Here is an 18,490-nt window from a genome sequence, read left to right on the forward strand (position 1 = left end):
TTTATCCCCATTGGTTGTAAACTGAGGCGATAAGGATCAGGTAAATCAACAGTTCCATGAGCTGTTGCGCGGCGCCCAGACAGTCACCGGTAAACCCGCCAAGCCGTGCATTCAGCCAGGCCTTGAAACCTGTGCGAAACACAACCGCCGCCACGATCAGCAACAGTGTCAGTTCAGGTGTTAGTGTCAGACAGACGAGAACACCGGTCGCCACTAAAAAGAGTAACTCAGGCAAAGTCTGGGCACTGGCCAGAGGTTTGCTTTTGCTCGTATTTGTGTCGCTGACATAGTGCATGTCGAAAATCAGTGAGGCTGCCACGGTTCGGCTGAGTGTGTAGGCGACAATCAGGACAGCGGTCAGTTCAGTGTGCATTGCCAGATAGCTGAGCATGATAAATTTACCCAGCAAGGCCATGATCAGGGTGGCGGCACCGTAAGTGCCGATCCGACTGTCTTTCATAATAACCAGACGGCGCTCTGTCGTCATGCCCCCGCCAATGCCGTCGGCCATGTCGGTCAGACCATCCTCATGAAAAGCCCCCGTCAGCAGCAGGCTGAACACCATAGTGATAAAGACGGCTAACTGTGGTGGTAACCAGGCTGCTGACAGACTGTAAACCATAGCGCACAAGGCCCCCAGTACCAGCCCAACCAGTGCAAAGTATCGCCCGGCCCGATTCATCCGTTCGTCGGAATAGGGCGTAGATGCCGGAATGGGCAGGCGACTGAAAAACGACACCGCCAGACAGAATAACTGGTACTGATAACGAAGGTTGAACATTTACACCGTGACTCCGGCATCGGCGAAGCTGGCCATGTGATTGTAAAATTCTGCGCTGGCGCGAAGCAGGGGATAGGCCAGTGCGGCACCTGTGCCTTCACCCAGCCGCAAGCCTAAATCCAGCATCGGTTGGGCTTCGAGCAGAGCTAACACTTTTTGGTGTCCCTGTTCTTCAGAACGGTGCGCAAAAATCATCACATCCCGTGCTTCCGGCTTGAGCAATGTCGCAATATAAGCGGCGATCGAAACGATAAAGCCATCCACCAGAATCGGCACGCGTTGGTCACTGGCGGCCAGAAAGGCGCCGACCATCTGAACGATTTCAAAACCACCCAGCTCAGCGAGTGCCCGGAGTGGACCCGGTTCACCGCTTTCATTGTATCTGGCGACACCCTGACGAATCAGACTGATTTTGTTACCCAGTTGAGCATCGCTGATCCCTGTACCTTTACCCACGCAGTAGGCTGCATCCGTGGTACTAAGTGCTGATAGCAAAGCAGAAGAACTGCTGGTATTGGCAATGCCCATTTCACCAAACATCAGTACATTACAGCCTGCGGCGATGGTTTGCTTGGCAATTGAACCGCCCAGTTCCAGTCCCTCAGCAACTTGCTGCTGGCTCATGGCGGCTTTGTGGGCAAGATTGTGGGTCCCGGCGCCCAGACGCTGGACGATGTAATCAGGATGATCGGTTTCAACCGGCTTCAGTATGCCGCAATCAATCACTTTGAGATTGATGTTGTTCATGCGGCAAAACTGATTAATCGCCGCACCGCCGGCAAGAAAATTAAGCACCATTTGCTGGGTTACTTCGCTGGGGGCAATACTGACCCCTTCTTTGGCTATGCCATGATCACCGGCAAACAGCAGCATGGTGGGCTGAGTCAAGGCAATGTGGGTAACGGCTTCTTTCTGTCCCTGACTTTGTATTAAAGCAAGCTGGTGGGCTGTGGTTTCGAGTTGTCCCAACGCGCCCAGAGGCTTGGTTTTGTTATCGATACGTTCCTGAATGACTGCTGAGTGGCGAGTGTCTAACATGATTTTTAACGCTCCGGTTCAGTGTTTTCCATAATCAATGTATTGCAGTTTACTCGCCAGTGGGTTCACTATCCAGTGAAAGCAAAGTGTTTGATATTGTGGCTTCAAAATGACAGGAACAGGGCGTGGAATCTGCAGGAGGGCTCAAACTTTTTTTCGGGCCGGGCTTCGCCTGAAAGAAGATATGGCGGTTTTACCAGTGATGAAATTCACAGGCCAGAGAATACCCGGCCTGTGATTGATTCCCTTACGCCTCCAGTTGGGCCTTCAGCTTCGCCAGCATGAGCTGGGCGGTCTGCAGTGCGCCTTCTACCCAGCCCTGACTGTGGGAGTATGCTTCGCCACAGATATAGAGGTGCGTATTTGCTAATGGCTGGACGATGTTCTGTGCCACATCATCACTTTGTACACCAATATTCCAGCTGTTCCAGCCGCCGCCATAAGGATCATCACCCCAGTCGCGAAATGCCGCCTGAAGCGGCAGTGTTTGAGCCGCATCGGCGCCAGACACATCATGCATCAGGTTCACCTGACGGGTGACTTCAGCCATCATCGCCGCAGGAGCCTGATGCGCTTCCCATTGCGGATCAACCTGTTGCTGTTTCAACAGGCGTCCGGTAAACGCCTTATGGTCAGGTAAAGGCAAGACTTCCAGCTGTTGTTTCCATGCCAGGCCACGTTTTTGTCTGTAGCCATCCCAGAACCCCACATTGACACCGTCATCATAGCTAGCCATCAGGATTGCCGGGCCTTGTAACGCAGGCTGTCCGTCGTCGGTTGGCCAGTAATAAGTTTGCCGGACGGGCATGTCAGTCACGCTGCGTCCTGCTTCAATGCCGGATTGTTCAACCCACCAGGGAGACGCATAAGTGGTAAATAATTTAAACAGCGGCCTTGGCGTGACACTGCCGGTTAAGGTTTTCACTTCCGGTTGCTGTAATACAGGACAATTCTGTTCCAGCAAGTCGATGGAACGTCTGGGCATCGCAAGTACAACATGCGTGGCGGTACACTGGATATCATTGTACGCCGTGATCGCTAATTCACTGGTGAAATGAAGGTTAAATACACCGTTCACCTGTTCAAAGCCATTCAGTTTGTGGCCGAGCAACAATTCGCCACCAATCGCCTGAAGTTCTCTGGCCAGCGTTAATGGCACAGACTGAAAGCCTTGTTTAAACCCGAGGTATTCGACACCATCACCGAAGTCGGTCAGAAACCAGGGGATGGCATCGGCGGCATTCCAGTTCGACAAGGTCGAATTATAGCCACCGCCATCACGGCAGTAGCTGTAGTCTTCGCTGCTCATGACCACTTGCAGCACATTCCAAAAGCCCTGTTCGTAAAGCATTTTGCCATTGAATTCCGCATTCATTGCCATTTCACGGCGCTGTTGTTCAGTGAGATCAATGGCGGTAATGCCGGGAACGATTTTTTCAAAGGCTTCAATCACTAAAGCACCGGGTGTTTTGCCGAAAGCATCTGGGCTGTAGTTGTAGGGCACAGCGTGTGGATTATCCTGATAATCACTGAGACGGAGCCGTACATCGCGTAAATAGGCGATATTGGCTGGCGTATCGACCGGAAATGGGTAGGTTTCTATCGGATCTGGCAGTGAAGTAAACTGATTGATCTCATCCAGTAATGCGTGGATGAGCGGTTGTCGTTTGGCATCCAGAATACGCATGCCGCCCAGTTCTGTAACCATATTACTGACATCCGGCGCTTTCACTGACAATAAACGGCCGCCGACGCGATCGCTGCCTTCAAAAACAGCAATGCGCTTACCGGGGAACGTCTTTTTTAACTGCCAGGCGCTGTAAACGCCCGAGACACCAGCGCCAATAATGGCAACATCATAATGTTCACTCATATTACTTTTCCTTGTCGACAGAATAGGGCGATCAAGCCAATGTGTTGACATGATCCGGGTTGATTTCATCCAGAAGATCCCTGTGGAAATAATTCAGAGGCGGACGTCGATATCTGGGGGACGTTTTGAGCGCACCGCCGGTTTGTTGCACTGCGGCTGGATCACGTTCAGTCCGGATGTCCAGCACATAGGGTTTGTTTTCATTCAGCACGTAGTGAATCGCTTGCTGTAAAGCGGCATTCAGCTCAGTGGATTTTTCTATCACCTGCCCCTGAATGTCTGCACCCATTGCATTGGCAATCTGGTGGAAATTGAGCTGAGGATGTTGCAACGACAGATAATCAACGTCGTAATTATGGTAACTGGTTGGATCGGCAGGATCCGGTTCAACCTGTTTTCTCTTTGGTTCCCAGCCATAAGAGCCAATCACCTCTTCGAGGCCATTTTGCAAGGTATGGTATTCCCGGTTGTTGGTGATGATATACAACACGGCGAGCTGATATTTGGCGGCACTCCACCATACTTGCGGGTAAAACAGGGACGAACCATCGCCAACCGCATTAATGACCAGCCTGGGCGTGACACCCTGAATTGCGGTAGGCTGGATTTTAATTCCCAGCGAAGCGGGCATTGACCAGCCGAGTGAACCGCCGGAAACACAGTAGTAGCTTACGGGTTTGCTCATTTCCTGATTGAGCGGCATCAGATACTGAAAGCTTGGGCTGTCAGATACGGCTTCATGGACATAGACAAACTCGTTTGCCAGTCCTTGTTGCGTAATGGCCTGAGATAAATAGTGCGGGATCAGTGCCGGATTAATGGTGCCTGAAGTGTCTTGCTGAGCCTGATGTAAATAGGCATCCCAGTCCTGACGGCGCTGTTCACTGAGCTTGCTGAGTAACAGGTTGCGGGCGTCCCTTTCACGCTGCATGTCACCGGAAACAGGCAATTCAGCCATGACTTGGTTCAGTTTTTCCAGGCTTGCCCTAATCCCACCCAGCACGGCATGGCTGCCATAGTAGTTTTTACCGATGTCCCAGGTGTTATTCGAGAGATATAAAATGTCTACGGATGCCGGAATGAGTGGCCCATCGGCGTAGTTAAAGACAGTGACCTGAGCCTGATTGCTGTAGCCCACCAGAAAGGCCACATCATGTTGCTGATAGATGGCTTGCAGCATGGCCTGGTTACCGGGTAACTCTCCTTGCCAGTGATCATCATCGTTCGGAAAGTTTGCCAGACTACTGAAGGTTTGCAGCGCCACAGGGGCACCGACAGTTTGCGCTAATACTTGCAACTGTTCTGTCGCATTGTCGTACCCGACACCATCACCGGCAATGATGATCGGGTTTTTGGCCTGTGAAAATCGTTCAGCTAAGCGTCTGATTTCATCCGGGTCACCGGCAAAATTGGTGGGAATACGAGTGATCCCCGGCAGCTTTTCAGGCAGGCTCGGCAAGGGTTTTGCCATCATGAATTCCCAGGGAATAGAAATAAACACAGGGCCACAAGCCGGGGCTTTGGCTTCTTTGAAAGCTCTTTGTAGCACCAGCGGGAATTCGTAAGGAGTGCGCAGTTCGTGCGACCACTTACAATACTGACTAGCTAACTCTTTGATATTGGAAGAAAGCAGTGGCTCTTGAGTGACCAGTTCGTTTTGTTGCTGGCAGCAAAGAATGACCAGCGGCGTATGAGAGCGATAAGCGTTGAACAGGTTGCCGATACCGTGTGCGATACCCGGGGTGATGTGAACCACCAGAACACCGGGTTCTCCTGTCATGCGTGCAGCACCCATTGCAGCACCCATCGCAATGTTTTCGTGTAAACATTCGACATACTCGACATTATTTTCGGCATAAGAGGTGCCGTCGATAATGGGAATTTCATTGGTACCCGGAACGCCAAAAATTTGGCGGATTTTGAGTTGGTTGAGCGCGTCATATAAATAATCGCGCATGACGCGAGGAGGCATGTCAGACATGATTTATCCTTGTTGATAGAGGGTACAACACTCTCCCTGTTGATATGGTGTAAACAAAAAGTTAATTTTTTGTATTTCGACATTAGTTCAGCGGATATTGATGTTCAAATTTATTTATTGAGAGTTAGAACAAGCGCTGAAAAAAATTATGGGATACGTTGATTTTTAATTTATTATCTTACTTATCAATATATGTAATTGATTTAAACTGGTTAAATTAAAATGGAGCTTAGTAATAAATTTGATATTCATGAATTTTGAGGCTGTCCGGTGCGCTACGGGTATTTAGATGGTGTTGTATTTAAGCGATGTAATGTGAGTAAGTTGATGTTTTTATTGTTTTAAGTGGTTTGTGAGCTGATATGGAGAATGACATTGTCCATCAATTCGTCAGAGAAATGCTCTGTTTGTTCCCTTTCTGAGCCGCTTTGATAACGAGTAGTGATAAGGCGGGAGAATGTATTTCGACTTTTTTAAGTGGTGATTTTTCTGTTTGGTGATGTGCTTATTTCTCTCTGAGGTGAATCGGTTATCAAGCAATACGATATTTACCGATTATTGAATTTAAGTGAATAATGGTTGCAAGGTGATGACTATTTTTTAGTTCTGTATCTGTTGTTTTTCTCGTGTAGGTGATTGAGGATTCATGATATTTTTATTCATAACTTTATAGGGAACAGATAAATTGAAGTGAGATAGTCATGGTCGCATCAATTCTGCTGGCAGGAATGATTCAGAGTATTGTCCTCGGCGTTTATTTAGCCATGAAAAGCAAAGTGCAGCCTGTGTTTTGGTTGCTGGCGGGTATCCATGTTTGCTTTGCGCTGGATCTTTCGCTCACCCTTGCCTGGTATCAGAACTGGCTGTCATCCCGTTTGAATATGATGTGGCCGCTGCTCTATCCGGTGTTGTTTTTCCTGTTTATTCGTCTGTGTTTAACCCAAAAACCGCTCTCGCGCCGGGATACGGTTCATTTGCTACCGCTGACTGCACTGAGCGTGTTATGTGTGGACTTGCTTGTCGCGCCAGGTGAGACAGGGATCACGGCGAGGCACCAGCTGTCTGGCATGCTGCTGATTGTGTTCTACCTGGGCTATTGCCTGGCCAGTATCCGGCTTGTGTGGCGCTATCAGTCACGGCAACCACTGTTTCAGGCGCAGTTATCCAACGCAAATTTGCTGGTGTTGTGGGGGATATGCGCCAGTCTGATCTTGGCCATGGTCATGGTGATACCACAGGCTATTTTGGATACACATTTCCCTTTGCCGTATCTGACGGTGTCTTTGCTTTTGTTTGTCATGACCTGTTGTCTGCTGATCCAACCGACGCTGATGAATTTTGAAGTGATGGCTGAATTGCCTGATGAGGCAGCGGATAACCAACCGGATGATGTGATGGCGGCCCTGAGTCAAACGGTTCTGAAGCTGATGGATGACAAGCAATACTATCTGAAGCCGGAGATAAACTTGTCGACACTGGCCGGGGAAATGGGTGTAAAACCCTATTTGCTGACACAGGTGTTGAATCAGACATTGGGAATCAAGTTTTATGATCTGGTCAACCAGCGACGAATCACACATGTTTGTGCACTGATGGAAAAACGCCCTTCAAGTGCAGTCCTGGAACTGGCATTTGAATCTGGCTTTAACTCAAAATCCACATTTAACGCGGCATTTAAAAAATACCAGCAGTGTACGCCATCGCAGTACAGGGCTCGGCTGAAAGGTGCGAATTAGCCAATTCGGACGTCTGATTCCCGTATCCGGACGCTTTATTCTCCGATCTTCTTATTCTGGAGGTCCAGAAAAAGGAGAAAACCATGATGTTCAAACAACTTTGCAACATAGCCTTGATCACGATGTTAGCAGGGCTGACCGGCTGTGATTCAGACGACAATGACAGTAAAAAAACGGTGTATACCCATGTTTACCCATCGCCAAGTGGTCCTTATCGGGTCGGGGTGACCAGCTTTGATATCTTGGATGCCGGACCAGACAGCATGAGCCCAATCCCAAATCAAACGCGTCGCCTGCCTGTGAAAGTGTATTACCCAACGAAACAAAAAAACGGCACCTATCAACCTTACTTCGATCAATGGGGTCATCAGGTCGGCTACCTAGAGCGTGTCCGGCCAAAAAACGTGCCTGTTCACCCCAATCAATTTGATCTGGACAAGCTCACATCCTGGTCGCAAGCGCATGTAGCGATTGCAAAGGCAACCTCAGGAAGGGGCTGGCCGATACTTTTCTATTCTCATGGCGCGCATTTATTCGAGGTTGATAACACAGAGCTTTTGGAAGATTTAGCCAGTCGCGGTTATGTTGTGGTGTCTATCAATCATCCCTACATTTCGGGCGTCGCCAGTTTTCAGGATGGCAGTTCGGTGGGCACTTATTTGCCCTCTGATGCGAAAGACGTGGGAACGGATAAAGGTTTTGCGTATTTTAATCAGGTTGTCGCACCGCAAATCACACATGACGTCACCGCTGTTTATCAGTGGTTGTCCGGACATTCGGAACGGTTTGATGATCAGCTGGATGAAAGCCGTATCGGAACTTTGGGTTACAGTCTGGGCGGATCGGCGGCCATGAATAGCTGCGCCGAAATGCCGGACTGTGTGGCCAGTATCAACATGGATGGTTTGCTGTTGGGCAATGTTCGTACGCAGCCACTCAACAAACCCTTATTATTGTTGCAAACACCCAAGCAAGTGCTTGCTCAGGCGTTTGAAGACAATGGTCATGAGACATACCTGCTGACTGTTGCCAATACGAATCACCGGGATTTTATGGATCAGAACCGTTGGGTGGTTGGCTATCGATCTGGAATTGAAGGCGATCGGATACACGCGATTGTGAAACAAAGTGTGGGAACTTTCTTTGACCACTATCTGAATAACACTCAGATCGAATGGCCGGAGTCTGATGCCGTCACGATTCAAGTGAAATAAGCACGAAAGTCAGTGCGCTATAAAAATACCTCAGAAACCGCTCATGTTGGCGGTTTCTGAGGGAATTCACTTCCGGTCGTGCGCTTGAAAAGCCATCAAAGAGCATCTATTCAGTGCAGACAGAACTGGCATTGAGCGAAATTTTACATGTGTTGTGCTGAGGTTGATGCCAGTAACGATTGTCAAAAGCAGCGTTGCAGCCGGCATCTTCCATCAATGCCACATCACCGTCGCACAATAACATTACGGCATGATCACCCTGAATGTCTAAAATCATCTGATATTCGCTGAGTTTAGCCAGCTTGTCAGGCGCGGAAGACATGGCGTTTGCGATGATTTGTTCATCCGCCAGATTGTTTATCTCGCCAAACTTAATCTCACCGTCTACGGCTTGTGCGACATCTTTTAAAATTGACGCCAGGTCGTACATGGTTTCATCAGAATACTCGGCCTGAGCGGAGCATGACGTTAAAAGAATGAATAACGAGAGTTTGATTAACAGTTTCATCGTGTTTCCCATGCGGTTAATACACCGTCTTCACAAAAGCCAGTATCAAGATTCCAGTTCTTAAAGAAGTCTGTGGCACCATTTTCAAAAACTGCCTCAGCAGTTTTCTCCCAAAATATCTGGATGGTTGATACGGCCCGGTCAAAGATCTCGTCATAGTGTTGAATGCCATGCGGCGTTTGCAATCCTTCGACGAACTCACTGTTTACTTCCTCAGGCAGCGGGTAAGTCAGACCCTGAGCAGAGGCAACGTGTCGCGCCCAGGCGAACAGTTTGTGAGATTCTTCAGCGTGATTTACCACGGTTTGAAATCCGTGATGCCAGCGGTTAATGTCTGGTGGACATTCCTCGGCATAGTGGGGATAAACCGCAACCAGCGCTGTCTGCCAGACATCATAAATGATGAGATCGATGGAATCGTCATTGTGCTCATCCACACAGCTGCCAATATTTTCTTTGACCCGGTCAGCGAGACCGATATTTCCTAAATTCATAACCTTATGCCAAATATAGGTATCCTGATGCATTTCGCAGATCCGGTGATCTTTGGCGTTTTCAGTGTAGGGGCCGACTTTCAGCTCAACAACCGGATGGATGGTGATATCTGCAGCGACATGTGCCACAAAACCACACAGCCACGCGAATGCTTTTTTCTGGTTGTGGTCATCCAGTTGTTTGATGAGATCGATCAGGGTCGCAATCAATTTACCCACTTCGTTGTAGTGCATCTCATCCGCCCATTTATTTTGAGCATGATTCCCGATCGCTAGGTAGGGGTAATCTGGGCTGACGCAACCAAATTCTAAAAACGCTTGGTATTGAGACAGCGTTTTCTTCACGTGTTGCGGGACGTTCAGTTTTGCGAGCGCAGTATTCGCAGACGCTTTATTCACTGCTGATATATGAGCAAATGCACCAGGCATAGTCTTCTCCATTCATATGGCTGAACAGATTGTAGACGGAGTGAATGAATAATTATGCGATCTATTTCATACAATGACAGTATGATTGTGACGCGAACAACGTCAGTCAATGCATTTGCTTAATACCACATCGATGACACCGCGAATTCAGACTTTTAAATGAACACTGCTGCTTATTTTGTTTTTGTCTATCACCAGGTTTACGTATATTGTGCGTCAACTAACCCGTTTGCTGCTTTTATCAGTGATGTGAGACGTTTTTCAATTGCAACAGTGATTTGCCGTGATCAAGCAAGGTGACTGAAGTGAGTTTCTCAGGCGTAAAACAAGGAGAGAAGAGAAAGTGTTGGGCATTGAAAATTTATGGCTGTTTGTTGTCTCCGGCTTGTTACTGAATATGATTCCCGGCCCTGACTCGTTGCTGATTGCAGGGCGAGCCGCAACGAAGGGATTTAAAGCAGGCTCAGCGGCCGCGCTTGGGATAGGGACGGGAACTATGATTCACATTGTCGCCGCGGCATTGGGTTTATCCGCCGTGCTGGCTTCTTCTGCGACTGCATTTACTGTGATCAAAATACTGGGTGGGGCCTACCTCATTTACATGGCAATCAGTATGCTCAGAAGCAGCAGTGCTGACGGTAACACTGAGCTAATGCGAAAACCAAAGGCATCGTTAAAGCGGATATACTATCAGGGTTTCATCACCAACTTGTTTAACCCTAAAATCGCGGTTTTCTTTCTGGCATTTATGCCGCAGTTCATCTCTGCATCCAGCGAAAATAAGGCATTGGCATTTATTGTGCTGGGACTGATTTTTAACGTGAACGGCATGTTGTGGTGCCATTTGATCGCTTGGATGTCGGCGTCGCTCAGCCATAGATTGTCCGTGGGTATAGCGACCAAGAAATGGTTATCCCGGCTTACGGCGAGCCTGTTTGGGATGTTCGGGATCCGGTTGTTGCTCACTTCACAAAGCTAACCGGTAGGAAGCAGAGCAGCATGAATCATTGCTGTGTGGGGAATCAACAAAAAAGCGAGGCTCATGGCCTCGCTTTGTTTTACGCCGCTATCAGGGCTAATTAATCCTCGATATAGTTCTCAATCCCCGGGCAAGAACAGACCAGGTTGCGGTCACCGAAGACGTTATCGACACGGTTGACAGTTGGCCAGTACTTGGCGCCTTTGCTGTGCGCGGATGGGTAGCAAGCCAGCTCGCGGCTGTAAGCATGCGTCCATTCGGCATCCATCAGGTCAACCTGAGTATGTGGTGCATTGACCAATGGGTTGTCTTCCAGCGTCCACTCGCCAGACTGAACGCGGGCGATTTCCTGACGGATGGCAATCATGGCATCGCAGAAACGATCCAGCTCAGTCAGATCTTCCGACTCGGTCGGTTCAATCATCAGGGTGCCGGCGACCGGGAACGACATGGTCGGCGCGTGGAAACCATAGTCCATCAAGCGCTTGGCGACGTCTTCTTCCGAGATACCAGAGGCTTCTTTCAGCGGACGGATGTCGATAATACACTCGTGCGCAATACGGCCGTGAGTGCCGCGGTACAGCACAGGGTAGTGGTCACGCAGACGTTCCATCACATAGTTGGCATTCAGAATCGCCAGTTTTGTGGCTTGTGTCAGTCCTTCCGATCCCATCATCGCGATGTAAGCGTAAGAAATCGGCAGAATTGAGGCTGAACCCAGCTCAGCTGCAGAGACAGCATACTGTGAGCCTTCGGTTGCATTGACAGACTCAACGTGGCCAGGCAGGAAAGGTGCCAGATGCGATTTCACGCCGATTGGCCCCATACCCGGACCGCCGCCACCGTGTGGAATACAGAAGGTCTTGTGCAGGTTCAGGTGTGACACGTCTGAACCGATGAAGCCAGGGTTGGTCAGGCCAACCTGTGCGTTCATGTTTGCACCATCCAGGTAAACCTGACCGCCAGCAGCGTGAACTAAATCGCACACTTCACGCACCGCTTCTTCGTAAACGCCGTGCGTCGACGGGTAGGTGATCATGATGCACGACAGGTTATCACGGTGCTTTTCAATCTTCGCTTTCAGATCTTCAACATCGATGTTGCCGTTGGCATCACAGCCAACCACCACAACTTTCATCGACACCATGGCAGCAGAAGCCGGGTTTGTGCCGTGGGCAGAGCTTGGGATCAGACACACGTTGCGGTGGCTGTCACCATTGGCTGCGTGGTAGCGCTGAATCGCAATCAGACCGGCGTATTCACCCTGTGCGCCAGAGTTAGGCTGCAGTGAGAAAGCATCATAGCCGGTGATTTCACACAGCATTTCAGACAGCTTGCTTGCCAGTTCCTGATAACCCTGAGTTTGATCGGCTGGTGCAAACGGATGCAAGCCGCCGAATTCAGGCCAGGTTACCGGGATCATTTCTGCTGCGGCATTCAGCTTCATGGTGCAGCTGCCCAGCGGAATCATACCGTGGGTCAGGGAATAATCTTTGTTTTCCAGTTTCTTCATGTAACGCATCATTTGCGTTTCACTGTGGTACTGGTTGAACACAGGGTGAGTCAGAAACTCACTGGTGCGGCGACAGCTTTGCGGAATCGCGGCAAATTCGTCAGCGGCAATATCGTCTGTGAAAGCCGTGGCTTTCAGCGCCTGACCGGTGAAGATCTCCAGCAGTTCTTCGACGTCAGCCACTTTGGTGGTTTCATCCAGGCTCACACCCAGTTTGTCGCTGTATTTGCGCAGGTTGATACCGGCAGCCAGGGCTTTCTTGTAAATCGCGTCGGTTTGCTTGCCTGTGTTGATGGTCACAGTATCGAAGAAGGTATCATTCACCAGTTCCAGACCCGCGTTACGCAGACCTGCAGCCAGAATGGCGGTCAGGTGGTGAACGCGACGACCGATTTTACGCAGGCCTTCCGGACCGTGGTACAGCGCATAGAAGGCCGCCATATTGGCCAGCAGTGCCTGAGCGGTACAGATGTTGGAGGTCGCTTTTTCGCGGCGGATATGCTGCTCACGCGTTTGCATCGCCATACGCAGCGCCTGGTTGCCTTTGGCGTCTTTTGATACACCAATCACACGGCCTGGCATGGTCCGTTTGTGTGCATCTTTGGTTGCCATGAAGCCGGCATGCGGGCCACCAAATCCCATTGGGACACCGAAGCGTTGTGCACTGCCGATGACCACGTCCGCACCCATTTCGCCCGGCGCTTTCAGAATCGTTAGTGCCAGCAGATCAGAAGCAACCGCAACCAGTGTTTTCTTGGCGTGTGCTTTTTCAATGATGTCAGTCAGGTTGGCAATCGCACCTGTTGTGCCCGGGTATTGAACCAGCGCACCGAATACCTCGTGGTTGTCCAGCTCTTCAGCTTTGCCACGGATGATCTCAATGCCAATGTATTCTGCACGGGTCACGACCACGTCGATGGTTTGCGGGTGCAGGTCGGTTGAGATGAAGAAGGCTTTGCTTTTGCTCTTGCTGGCGCGCTGACACAGGGTCATGGCTTCTGCGGCTGCAGTGGCTTCATCCAGCAGGGAGGCATTCGCCAGTTCCATACCGGTCAGATCCATGATCATCTGCTGGTAGTTCAGCAGCGATTCCAGACGGCCCTGAGAGATTTCTGGCTGATACGGTGTATAAGCCGTGTACCAGCCCGGATTTTCCAGCACGTTACGCAGAATCACGTTCGGCGTTAAGGTGTTGTAGTAACCCTGACCGATGAAACTGCGGTTGATGACGTTCTTACGGGCAACCGTCTTCAGTGCAGACAGCATGTCTGCTTCGCTTTGTGGCTGGTCCAGCTTCATCGCTTCTTTCAGTCGGATGGAAGCTGGTACAGTTTCTTCAATCAACTTGTCAATGCTGTCGGCGCCAATGGTCTGCAGCATTTTCGCCTGCTGTGCGTCATTTGGGCCGTTGTGACGGGCAGCAAAAGCTTTGTCGTCACTGAGTGCATGTAAAAGGTTCATGTCGGTCATGGTTCTTTCCTGAACAGTTACTACACATTGCCAGTCAATGTCTGGGCAATGGCGAGAATTCTCTTGGGTGGAAAAACGGCTTTCAAGTTGAAAGCCGCGATGTACCATTACTCTTCGATGGTCGCCTGATATTGGTCAGCATCGATCAGTTTGCTCAGTTCTTCAACGTCAGCAATCTTGATTTTAGCAATCCAGCCGCCTTCGAACGGTGCTTCGTTGATCAGTTCCGGGCTGTCGCTCAGTTCTTCGTTGATTTCAACGATTTCACCGGTGACAGGGGCATAGATATCAGAGGCTGCTTTTACAGATTCAACCAGAGAGAAAGACTCACCGGCTTCTGTGCTGTCGCCAACTTCTGGCAGGTCTACGAAAACCACGTCGCCCAGCAGGCCCTGAGCGTGATCCGTGATACCCATAGTGATCGTACCGTCGCCGTTATCGCGGACCCACTCGTGGCTTTCAGTAAACTTTAAGTTGCTCATGTAAATCTCCTCGCGCAATGTTTCTGCATCTTTGTTATTTATGAGGGCAGGCGAGTATTGAAAGCTGCCTGCCGACCATTTTCTGTCACATTAAAATGAATTTACTGGTACAGCGGGAAGCGGCTGCACAGTTTCTGTACCTGCTGCTTCACGCGTTGTTCTGTTTCGCTGTTGTCGTCCGGATTGGCAACAAGGCCATCGAGCACATCGCCGATCCACTCACCAATCTGTTTGAATTCGGCTTCGCCAAAGCCACGGCTGGTACCCGCCGGTGTACCCAGACGAATACCTGATGTCACCATCGGTTTTTCAGGATCAAACGGGATGCCGTTTTTATTACAGGTGATACCGGCACGTTCCAGCGCTTCTTCCACCTGATTGCCTTTCAGGCCTTTCGGACGCAGGTCGACCAGCATCAGATGGGTGTCTGTACCACCGGTGACAATGTCACAACCGCGTGCCTGTAGTGTTTCTGCCAGCACCTTGGCGTTATTGATCACATTTTTGATGTACAGCTTGAATTCGGGTTCTAGAGCTTCACCCAGGGCAACGGCTTTACCGGCAATAACATGCATCAGTGGGCCGCCTTGCAGGCCTGGGAACACGGCAGAATTGATCTTTTTATTGATGTCTTCATGATTGGTCAGAATCATACCGCCGCGAGGACCACGCAGGGTTTTGTGCGTTGTTGTGGTGACAACATGCGCGTGCGGCAGCGGTGACGGATGCTCACCGGCTGCAATCAACCCTGCAATATGCGCCATATCGACCATCAGATAGGCACCGACTTCATCAGCAATCGCACGGAATTTCTCGAAGTCCACCTGACGCGGAATCGCAGAACCACCGGCAATGATCATTTTGGGTTTGTGCTCAAGTGCCAGCTCGCGAACCTGATCATAATCAATGTCGCAGCTGCCCTGACGTACACCGTACTGAACGGCGTTGAACCATTTGCCCGACAGGGCAGGGCGTGCACCGTGCGTCAGGTGGCCGCCGGCATCCAAAGACATGCCCAGAATCGTATCGCCCGGTTGCAGCAGTGCCAGCATCACGGCGCCGTTCGCCTGTGCGCCAGAATGCGGTTGAACGTTGACGTATTCACACTGGAAAAGCTGTCTGGCGCGCGCAATGGCAATACGCTCAACTTCATCAACATGCTCACAGCCACCGTAGTAACGACGTCCTGCGTAACCTTCGGCGTATTTGTTGGTCAGACAGGTGCCCTGCGCTTGCATGACGGCTTTGGAGACGATGTTCTCAGAGGCAATCAGCTCAATTTGCTGATTCTGGCGGTTCAGCTCTGCGGCAATACCGGCATTCACTGCGCCATCAACCTCGGCAAGGTTGGTTGAGAAGAACATTTCCAAGTCGTGGTTTTGGTATGAAGCTTTCATTTCACGTTATCCTCAATTCGCGCTCTGAACCGGTTCGTGCTGTACGCTATAACGGTACGCAGAGCGGTATATGTCGTTATGTCTCGTTGTTATCGCTTCCCTGGCTTAAGCGAAGCACAGAAGTGCATTTGCCTAACAAGTGCGTTACATACGTTTCTATTGATAACGGATCAAACCAGAATTTCCAATAGTGGATTATCGTTCACTTTAGTGGCCGCAATCTTACGCAAACGTTTGCTTCTTGTCATGTAAATTTCTATGATAGGGACCAAATTTTCGGTAATTATGTGGCGGAAATGTGTGTTGGCTCTAATTCTTATTAGTCGCTGATACCAGTGATAGCGCACTTTTGTGGCCGATTGTGCTGCTTTTTGCGCTGTAACCCTGACATTCGCAACCGTGTAAAACAGGGTTGTCTTGCCCTGTAAAAATCGTCAGGATTCAGAGCGTGTTTCCTATTGGAAACTTTATTTCAAATATGTTGTGTGGGTCATGGTTTTGCCTTTACCTGGCTTTCCACTTGTTAACAGCTTGTGTAAGAATGATTGAAAGACGTGCCTCGGAGGGCAAAATGAGTAGTGATGAACAACAGGTGGATCCGTACCCATCACTGACTGTCGCCAGGGAACGGGAGTCAGAGAATATTGAGCCGTTGCAGTTAGGCAAGCGGCTGAAAGAAATACGTATGGCTCATGGCCTGACACTGGAAGAGGCCAGCAAGCGTACCGGATTGGCGCGCTCAACCCTATCTAAAATCGAGAATGAACAAATATCGCCGACTTTCCAGGCGATGCAGAAACTGGCCACCGGATTACAGATCGATATTCCGCAACTGTTTGCGCCGCCCAAGCAGTTGGTTGCTACCGGCCGCAGAGATATTACGCGACAAGGTGAAGGTAAGCCGCATCCTACGACGACCTATGAGCATGAATTGCTGGCGACCCAGCTGCGCAACAAGAAGATGATGCCCTTTAAGTCGCGGGTTCGTGCCCGTCATTTTGACGATTATTCAGACTGGATACGACATGACGGCGAAGAGTTTTTACTTGTGCTGTCCGGGAAAATTACCTTTTTTTCGGAGTTCTATGAACCGGTACGCCTGAGTGAAGGCGATTCAGTGTATTACGATGCCACCATGGGACACATGCTGGTGTCAGTCAGCGATGAAGACGCGCTGATTCTTTGGGTGACGGCGTCATAACTGCCGCGCTAGCACGGTACCAGCACGGAAACAGACACAGATGACAGAGGGGGAAACACTGCCTCTGTCGCACTTTGAGAACGGCTAGGTTGAGGGATGGGAAACTTTATCTACTATTGGAAACAAGAGATACAGTTTATCTACCTGCTAGCAACATCTACACAGTGACAGGTTCAGTCAATCTGCCACAGAAATTGATGCAACAGCCGCTGTGCGGTGAATGGAGTAAATATCAATGTCTCAGGATCTTCTTGTTACACCTTTGCATGCCCTTCACATTGAGATGGGTGCCAAAATGGTTCCGTTCGCGGGTTACGATATGCCAGTGCAATATGCGCTGGGTGTGCGTAAAGAGCATATCCATTGCCGTGAATCTGCCGGTTTGTTCGATGTTTCCCACATGGGCCAACTGCGTCTGCACGGTGAAAACGCCGCGAAAACCCTGGAGGCACTGGTTCCTGTCGACATCATCGATCTGCCGGAAGGCAAGCAGCGCTATGCGTTCTTTACCAACGAAAACGGTGGCATTTTAGACGACCTGATGGTGACAAACTTTGGTGATCACTTGTTTGTTGTGGTCAATGCGGCGTGTAAAGAGCAAGACATTGCGCACATCCAGGCGCACCTTCCTGCTGATGTGACACTGGAAATTATCGACGACCGTGCATTGCTTGCCCTGCAAGGCCCGAAAGCCGCTGAGGTGCTGGCACGCCTGAATCCTGCCGTCAGCGATATGCTGTTTATGGACGCCACGAAGCTGGATCTGCTGGGCGCGGAATGTTATGTCAGCCGCTCGGGTTATACCGGTGAAGACGGCTACGAAATTTCCGTACCGTCAAGTCAAGCAGAAGAACTGGCGCGTACCTTGCTGGCCTACGGCGAAGTGGAGTGGATTGGTCTGGGTGCACGGGATTCGCTGCGCCTTGAGTGTGGTCTGTGTCTGTATGGTCATGACATTGATACTACGACTACGCCGGTAGAAGCCAGCCTGCTATGGGGTATCAGTAAGTCCCGTCGCGCGGATGGTGAACGTGCGGGTGGCTTCCCGGGCGCCGAGCTGATTCTGAATCAGATTGAGACCAAAGATGTTGCACGTAAACGTGTGGGTCTGATTGGTCAGTCAAAAGCGCCGGTTCGTGAAGGCAGCAAGCTGTTTGATGCGGATGATAACGAAATCGGTATCGTGACCAGCGGCACCTTTGGCCCAACCAAAGAAGCCCCGGTCGCTATGGCGTATGTCAAAACTGAATTTGCCACGATTGGTACTGAGATTTTCGCCGAAGTTCGCGGCAAGAAACTGCCAATGACAGTCGAGAAAATGCCGTTCGTACCACAGCGTTATTACCGTGGTTAATGGCTGTTGTCAGCAGTGAAGTCTGTTGATAAACATGAAA

At 50.1% G+C, this 18,490-nt stretch carries 14 protein-coding genes; 5 read left to right on the plus strand and 9 right to left on the minus strand.

What is annotated here, in order from left to right:
- Position 1: 1 nt before the first annotated feature.
- From LN341_RS19515 to LN341_RS19530, 4 genes are all read right to left on the minus strand, one after another.
- Positions 2-781, minus strand: coding sequence for an adenosylcobinamide-GDP ribazoletransferase (locus tag LN341_RS19515; protein WP_234205327.1), 780 nt, complete (start codon positions 779-781; stop codon positions 2-4).
- Positions 782-1,819, minus strand: coding sequence for a nicotinate-nucleotide--dimethylbenzimidazole phosphoribosyltransferase (cobT, locus tag LN341_RS19520; protein ID WP_234205329.1), 1,038 nt, complete (start codon positions 1,817-1,819; stop codon positions 782-784). It lies immediately after the preceding gene.
- Positions 1,820-2,066: 247 nt separating this feature from the next.
- Complete coding sequence (locus tag LN341_RS19525; protein ID WP_234205332.1) at positions 2,067-3,692, minus strand: FAD-dependent oxidoreductase; 1,626 nt, start codon at positions 3,690-3,692, stop codon at positions 2,067-2,069.
- Between the two features lie 31 nt (positions 3,693-3,723).
- The gene (locus LN341_RS19530; protein ID WP_046221123.1) at positions 3,724-5,673 is read right to left on the minus strand and encodes a thiamine pyrophosphate-binding protein; all 1,950 of its coding nucleotides are present in this window, start codon (positions 5,671-5,673) and stop codon (positions 3,724-3,726) included.
- A gap of 701 nt (positions 5,674-6,374) precedes the next feature.
- Here LN341_RS19530 and LN341_RS19535 point away from each other — a divergent pair.
- Together LN341_RS19535 and LN341_RS19540 are read left to right on the plus strand one after the other, a co-directional pair.
- Positions 6,375-7,409 (plus strand): helix-turn-helix transcriptional regulator, encoded by a 1,035-nt coding sequence (locus LN341_RS19535; protein WP_234205333.1) that lies wholly within the window; start codon positions 6,375-6,377, stop codon positions 7,407-7,409.
- 83 nt (positions 7,410-7,492) lie between these two features.
- Positions 7,493-8,623 carry a hypothetical protein gene (locus tag LN341_RS19540; RefSeq protein WP_234205335.1) on the plus strand — a complete coding sequence of 377 codons (1,131 nt, stop codon included), beginning with the start codon at positions 7,493-7,495 and terminating at the stop codon, positions 8,621-8,623.
- Positions 8,624-8,729: 106 nt separating this feature from the next.
- On the opposite strand, the gene LN341_RS19545 is transcribed toward LN341_RS19540, so the two are convergent.
- Positions 8,730-9,131 carry a hypothetical protein gene (locus LN341_RS19545; RefSeq protein ID WP_046221126.1) on the minus strand — a complete coding sequence of 134 codons (402 nt, stop codon included), beginning with the start codon at positions 9,129-9,131 and terminating at the stop codon, positions 8,730-8,732.
- Positions 9,128-10,054, minus strand: a complete 927-nt coding sequence (locus LN341_RS19550) for a zinc dependent phospholipase C family protein (RefSeq protein ID WP_234205338.1) — start codon at positions 10,052-10,054, stop codon at positions 9,128-9,130. The genes LN341_RS19545 and LN341_RS19550 overlap by 4 nt, the downstream gene beginning before the upstream one ends.
- 343 nt (positions 10,055-10,397) lie before the next feature.
- On the opposite strand from LN341_RS19550, the gene LN341_RS19555 reads away from it, so the two are divergent.
- Entirely contained in the window at positions 10,398-11,033 is a 636-nt protein-coding gene (locus LN341_RS19555) for a LysE family translocator (protein ID WP_234205340.1), read from the plus strand.
- Positions 11,034-11,133: 100 nt separating this feature from the next.
- Here the strand turns inward: LN341_RS19555 and gcvP are convergent, their stop codons facing one another.
- From gcvP to LN341_RS19570, 3 genes are all read right to left on the minus strand, one after another.
- Entirely contained in the window at positions 11,134-14,016 is a 2,883-nt protein-coding gene (gcvP, locus tag LN341_RS19560) for an aminomethyl-transferring glycine dehydrogenase (RefSeq protein ID WP_234205341.1), read from the minus strand.
- A 107-nt stretch (positions 14,017-14,123) separates the two neighbouring features.
- Positions 14,124-14,498, minus strand: a complete 375-nt coding sequence (gcvH, locus tag LN341_RS19565) for a glycine cleavage system protein GcvH (protein ID WP_046221130.1) — start codon at positions 14,496-14,498, stop codon at positions 14,124-14,126.
- A 101-nt stretch (positions 14,499-14,599) separates the two neighbouring features.
- Positions 14,600-15,895, minus strand: a complete 1,296-nt coding sequence (locus tag LN341_RS19570; protein ID WP_046221131.1) for a serine hydroxymethyltransferase — start codon at positions 15,893-15,895, stop codon at positions 14,600-14,602.
- Between the two features lie 571 nt (positions 15,896-16,466).
- Here LN341_RS19570 and LN341_RS19575 point away from each other — a divergent pair.
- Positions 16,467-17,096: a helix-turn-helix domain-containing protein gene (locus tag LN341_RS19575; RefSeq protein WP_027251068.1), complete on the plus strand. Its 630-nt coding sequence runs from the start codon at positions 16,467-16,469 to the stop codon at positions 17,094-17,096.
- A 235-nt stretch (positions 17,097-17,331) separates the two neighbouring features.
- Positions 17,332-18,450, plus strand: a complete 1,119-nt coding sequence (gene gcvT / locus LN341_RS19580; protein ID WP_234205343.1) for a glycine cleavage system aminomethyltransferase GcvT — start codon at positions 17,332-17,334, stop codon at positions 18,448-18,450.
- The last annotated feature ends 40 nt before the right edge of the window (positions 18,451-18,490 follow it).

The sequence above is a fragment of the Photobacterium sp. TLY01 genome (genome assembly GCF_021432065.1).
In the GTDB taxonomy this organism is placed as follows: Bacteria; Pseudomonadota; Gammaproteobacteria; order Enterobacterales; family Vibrionaceae; genus Photobacterium; species Photobacterium halotolerans_A.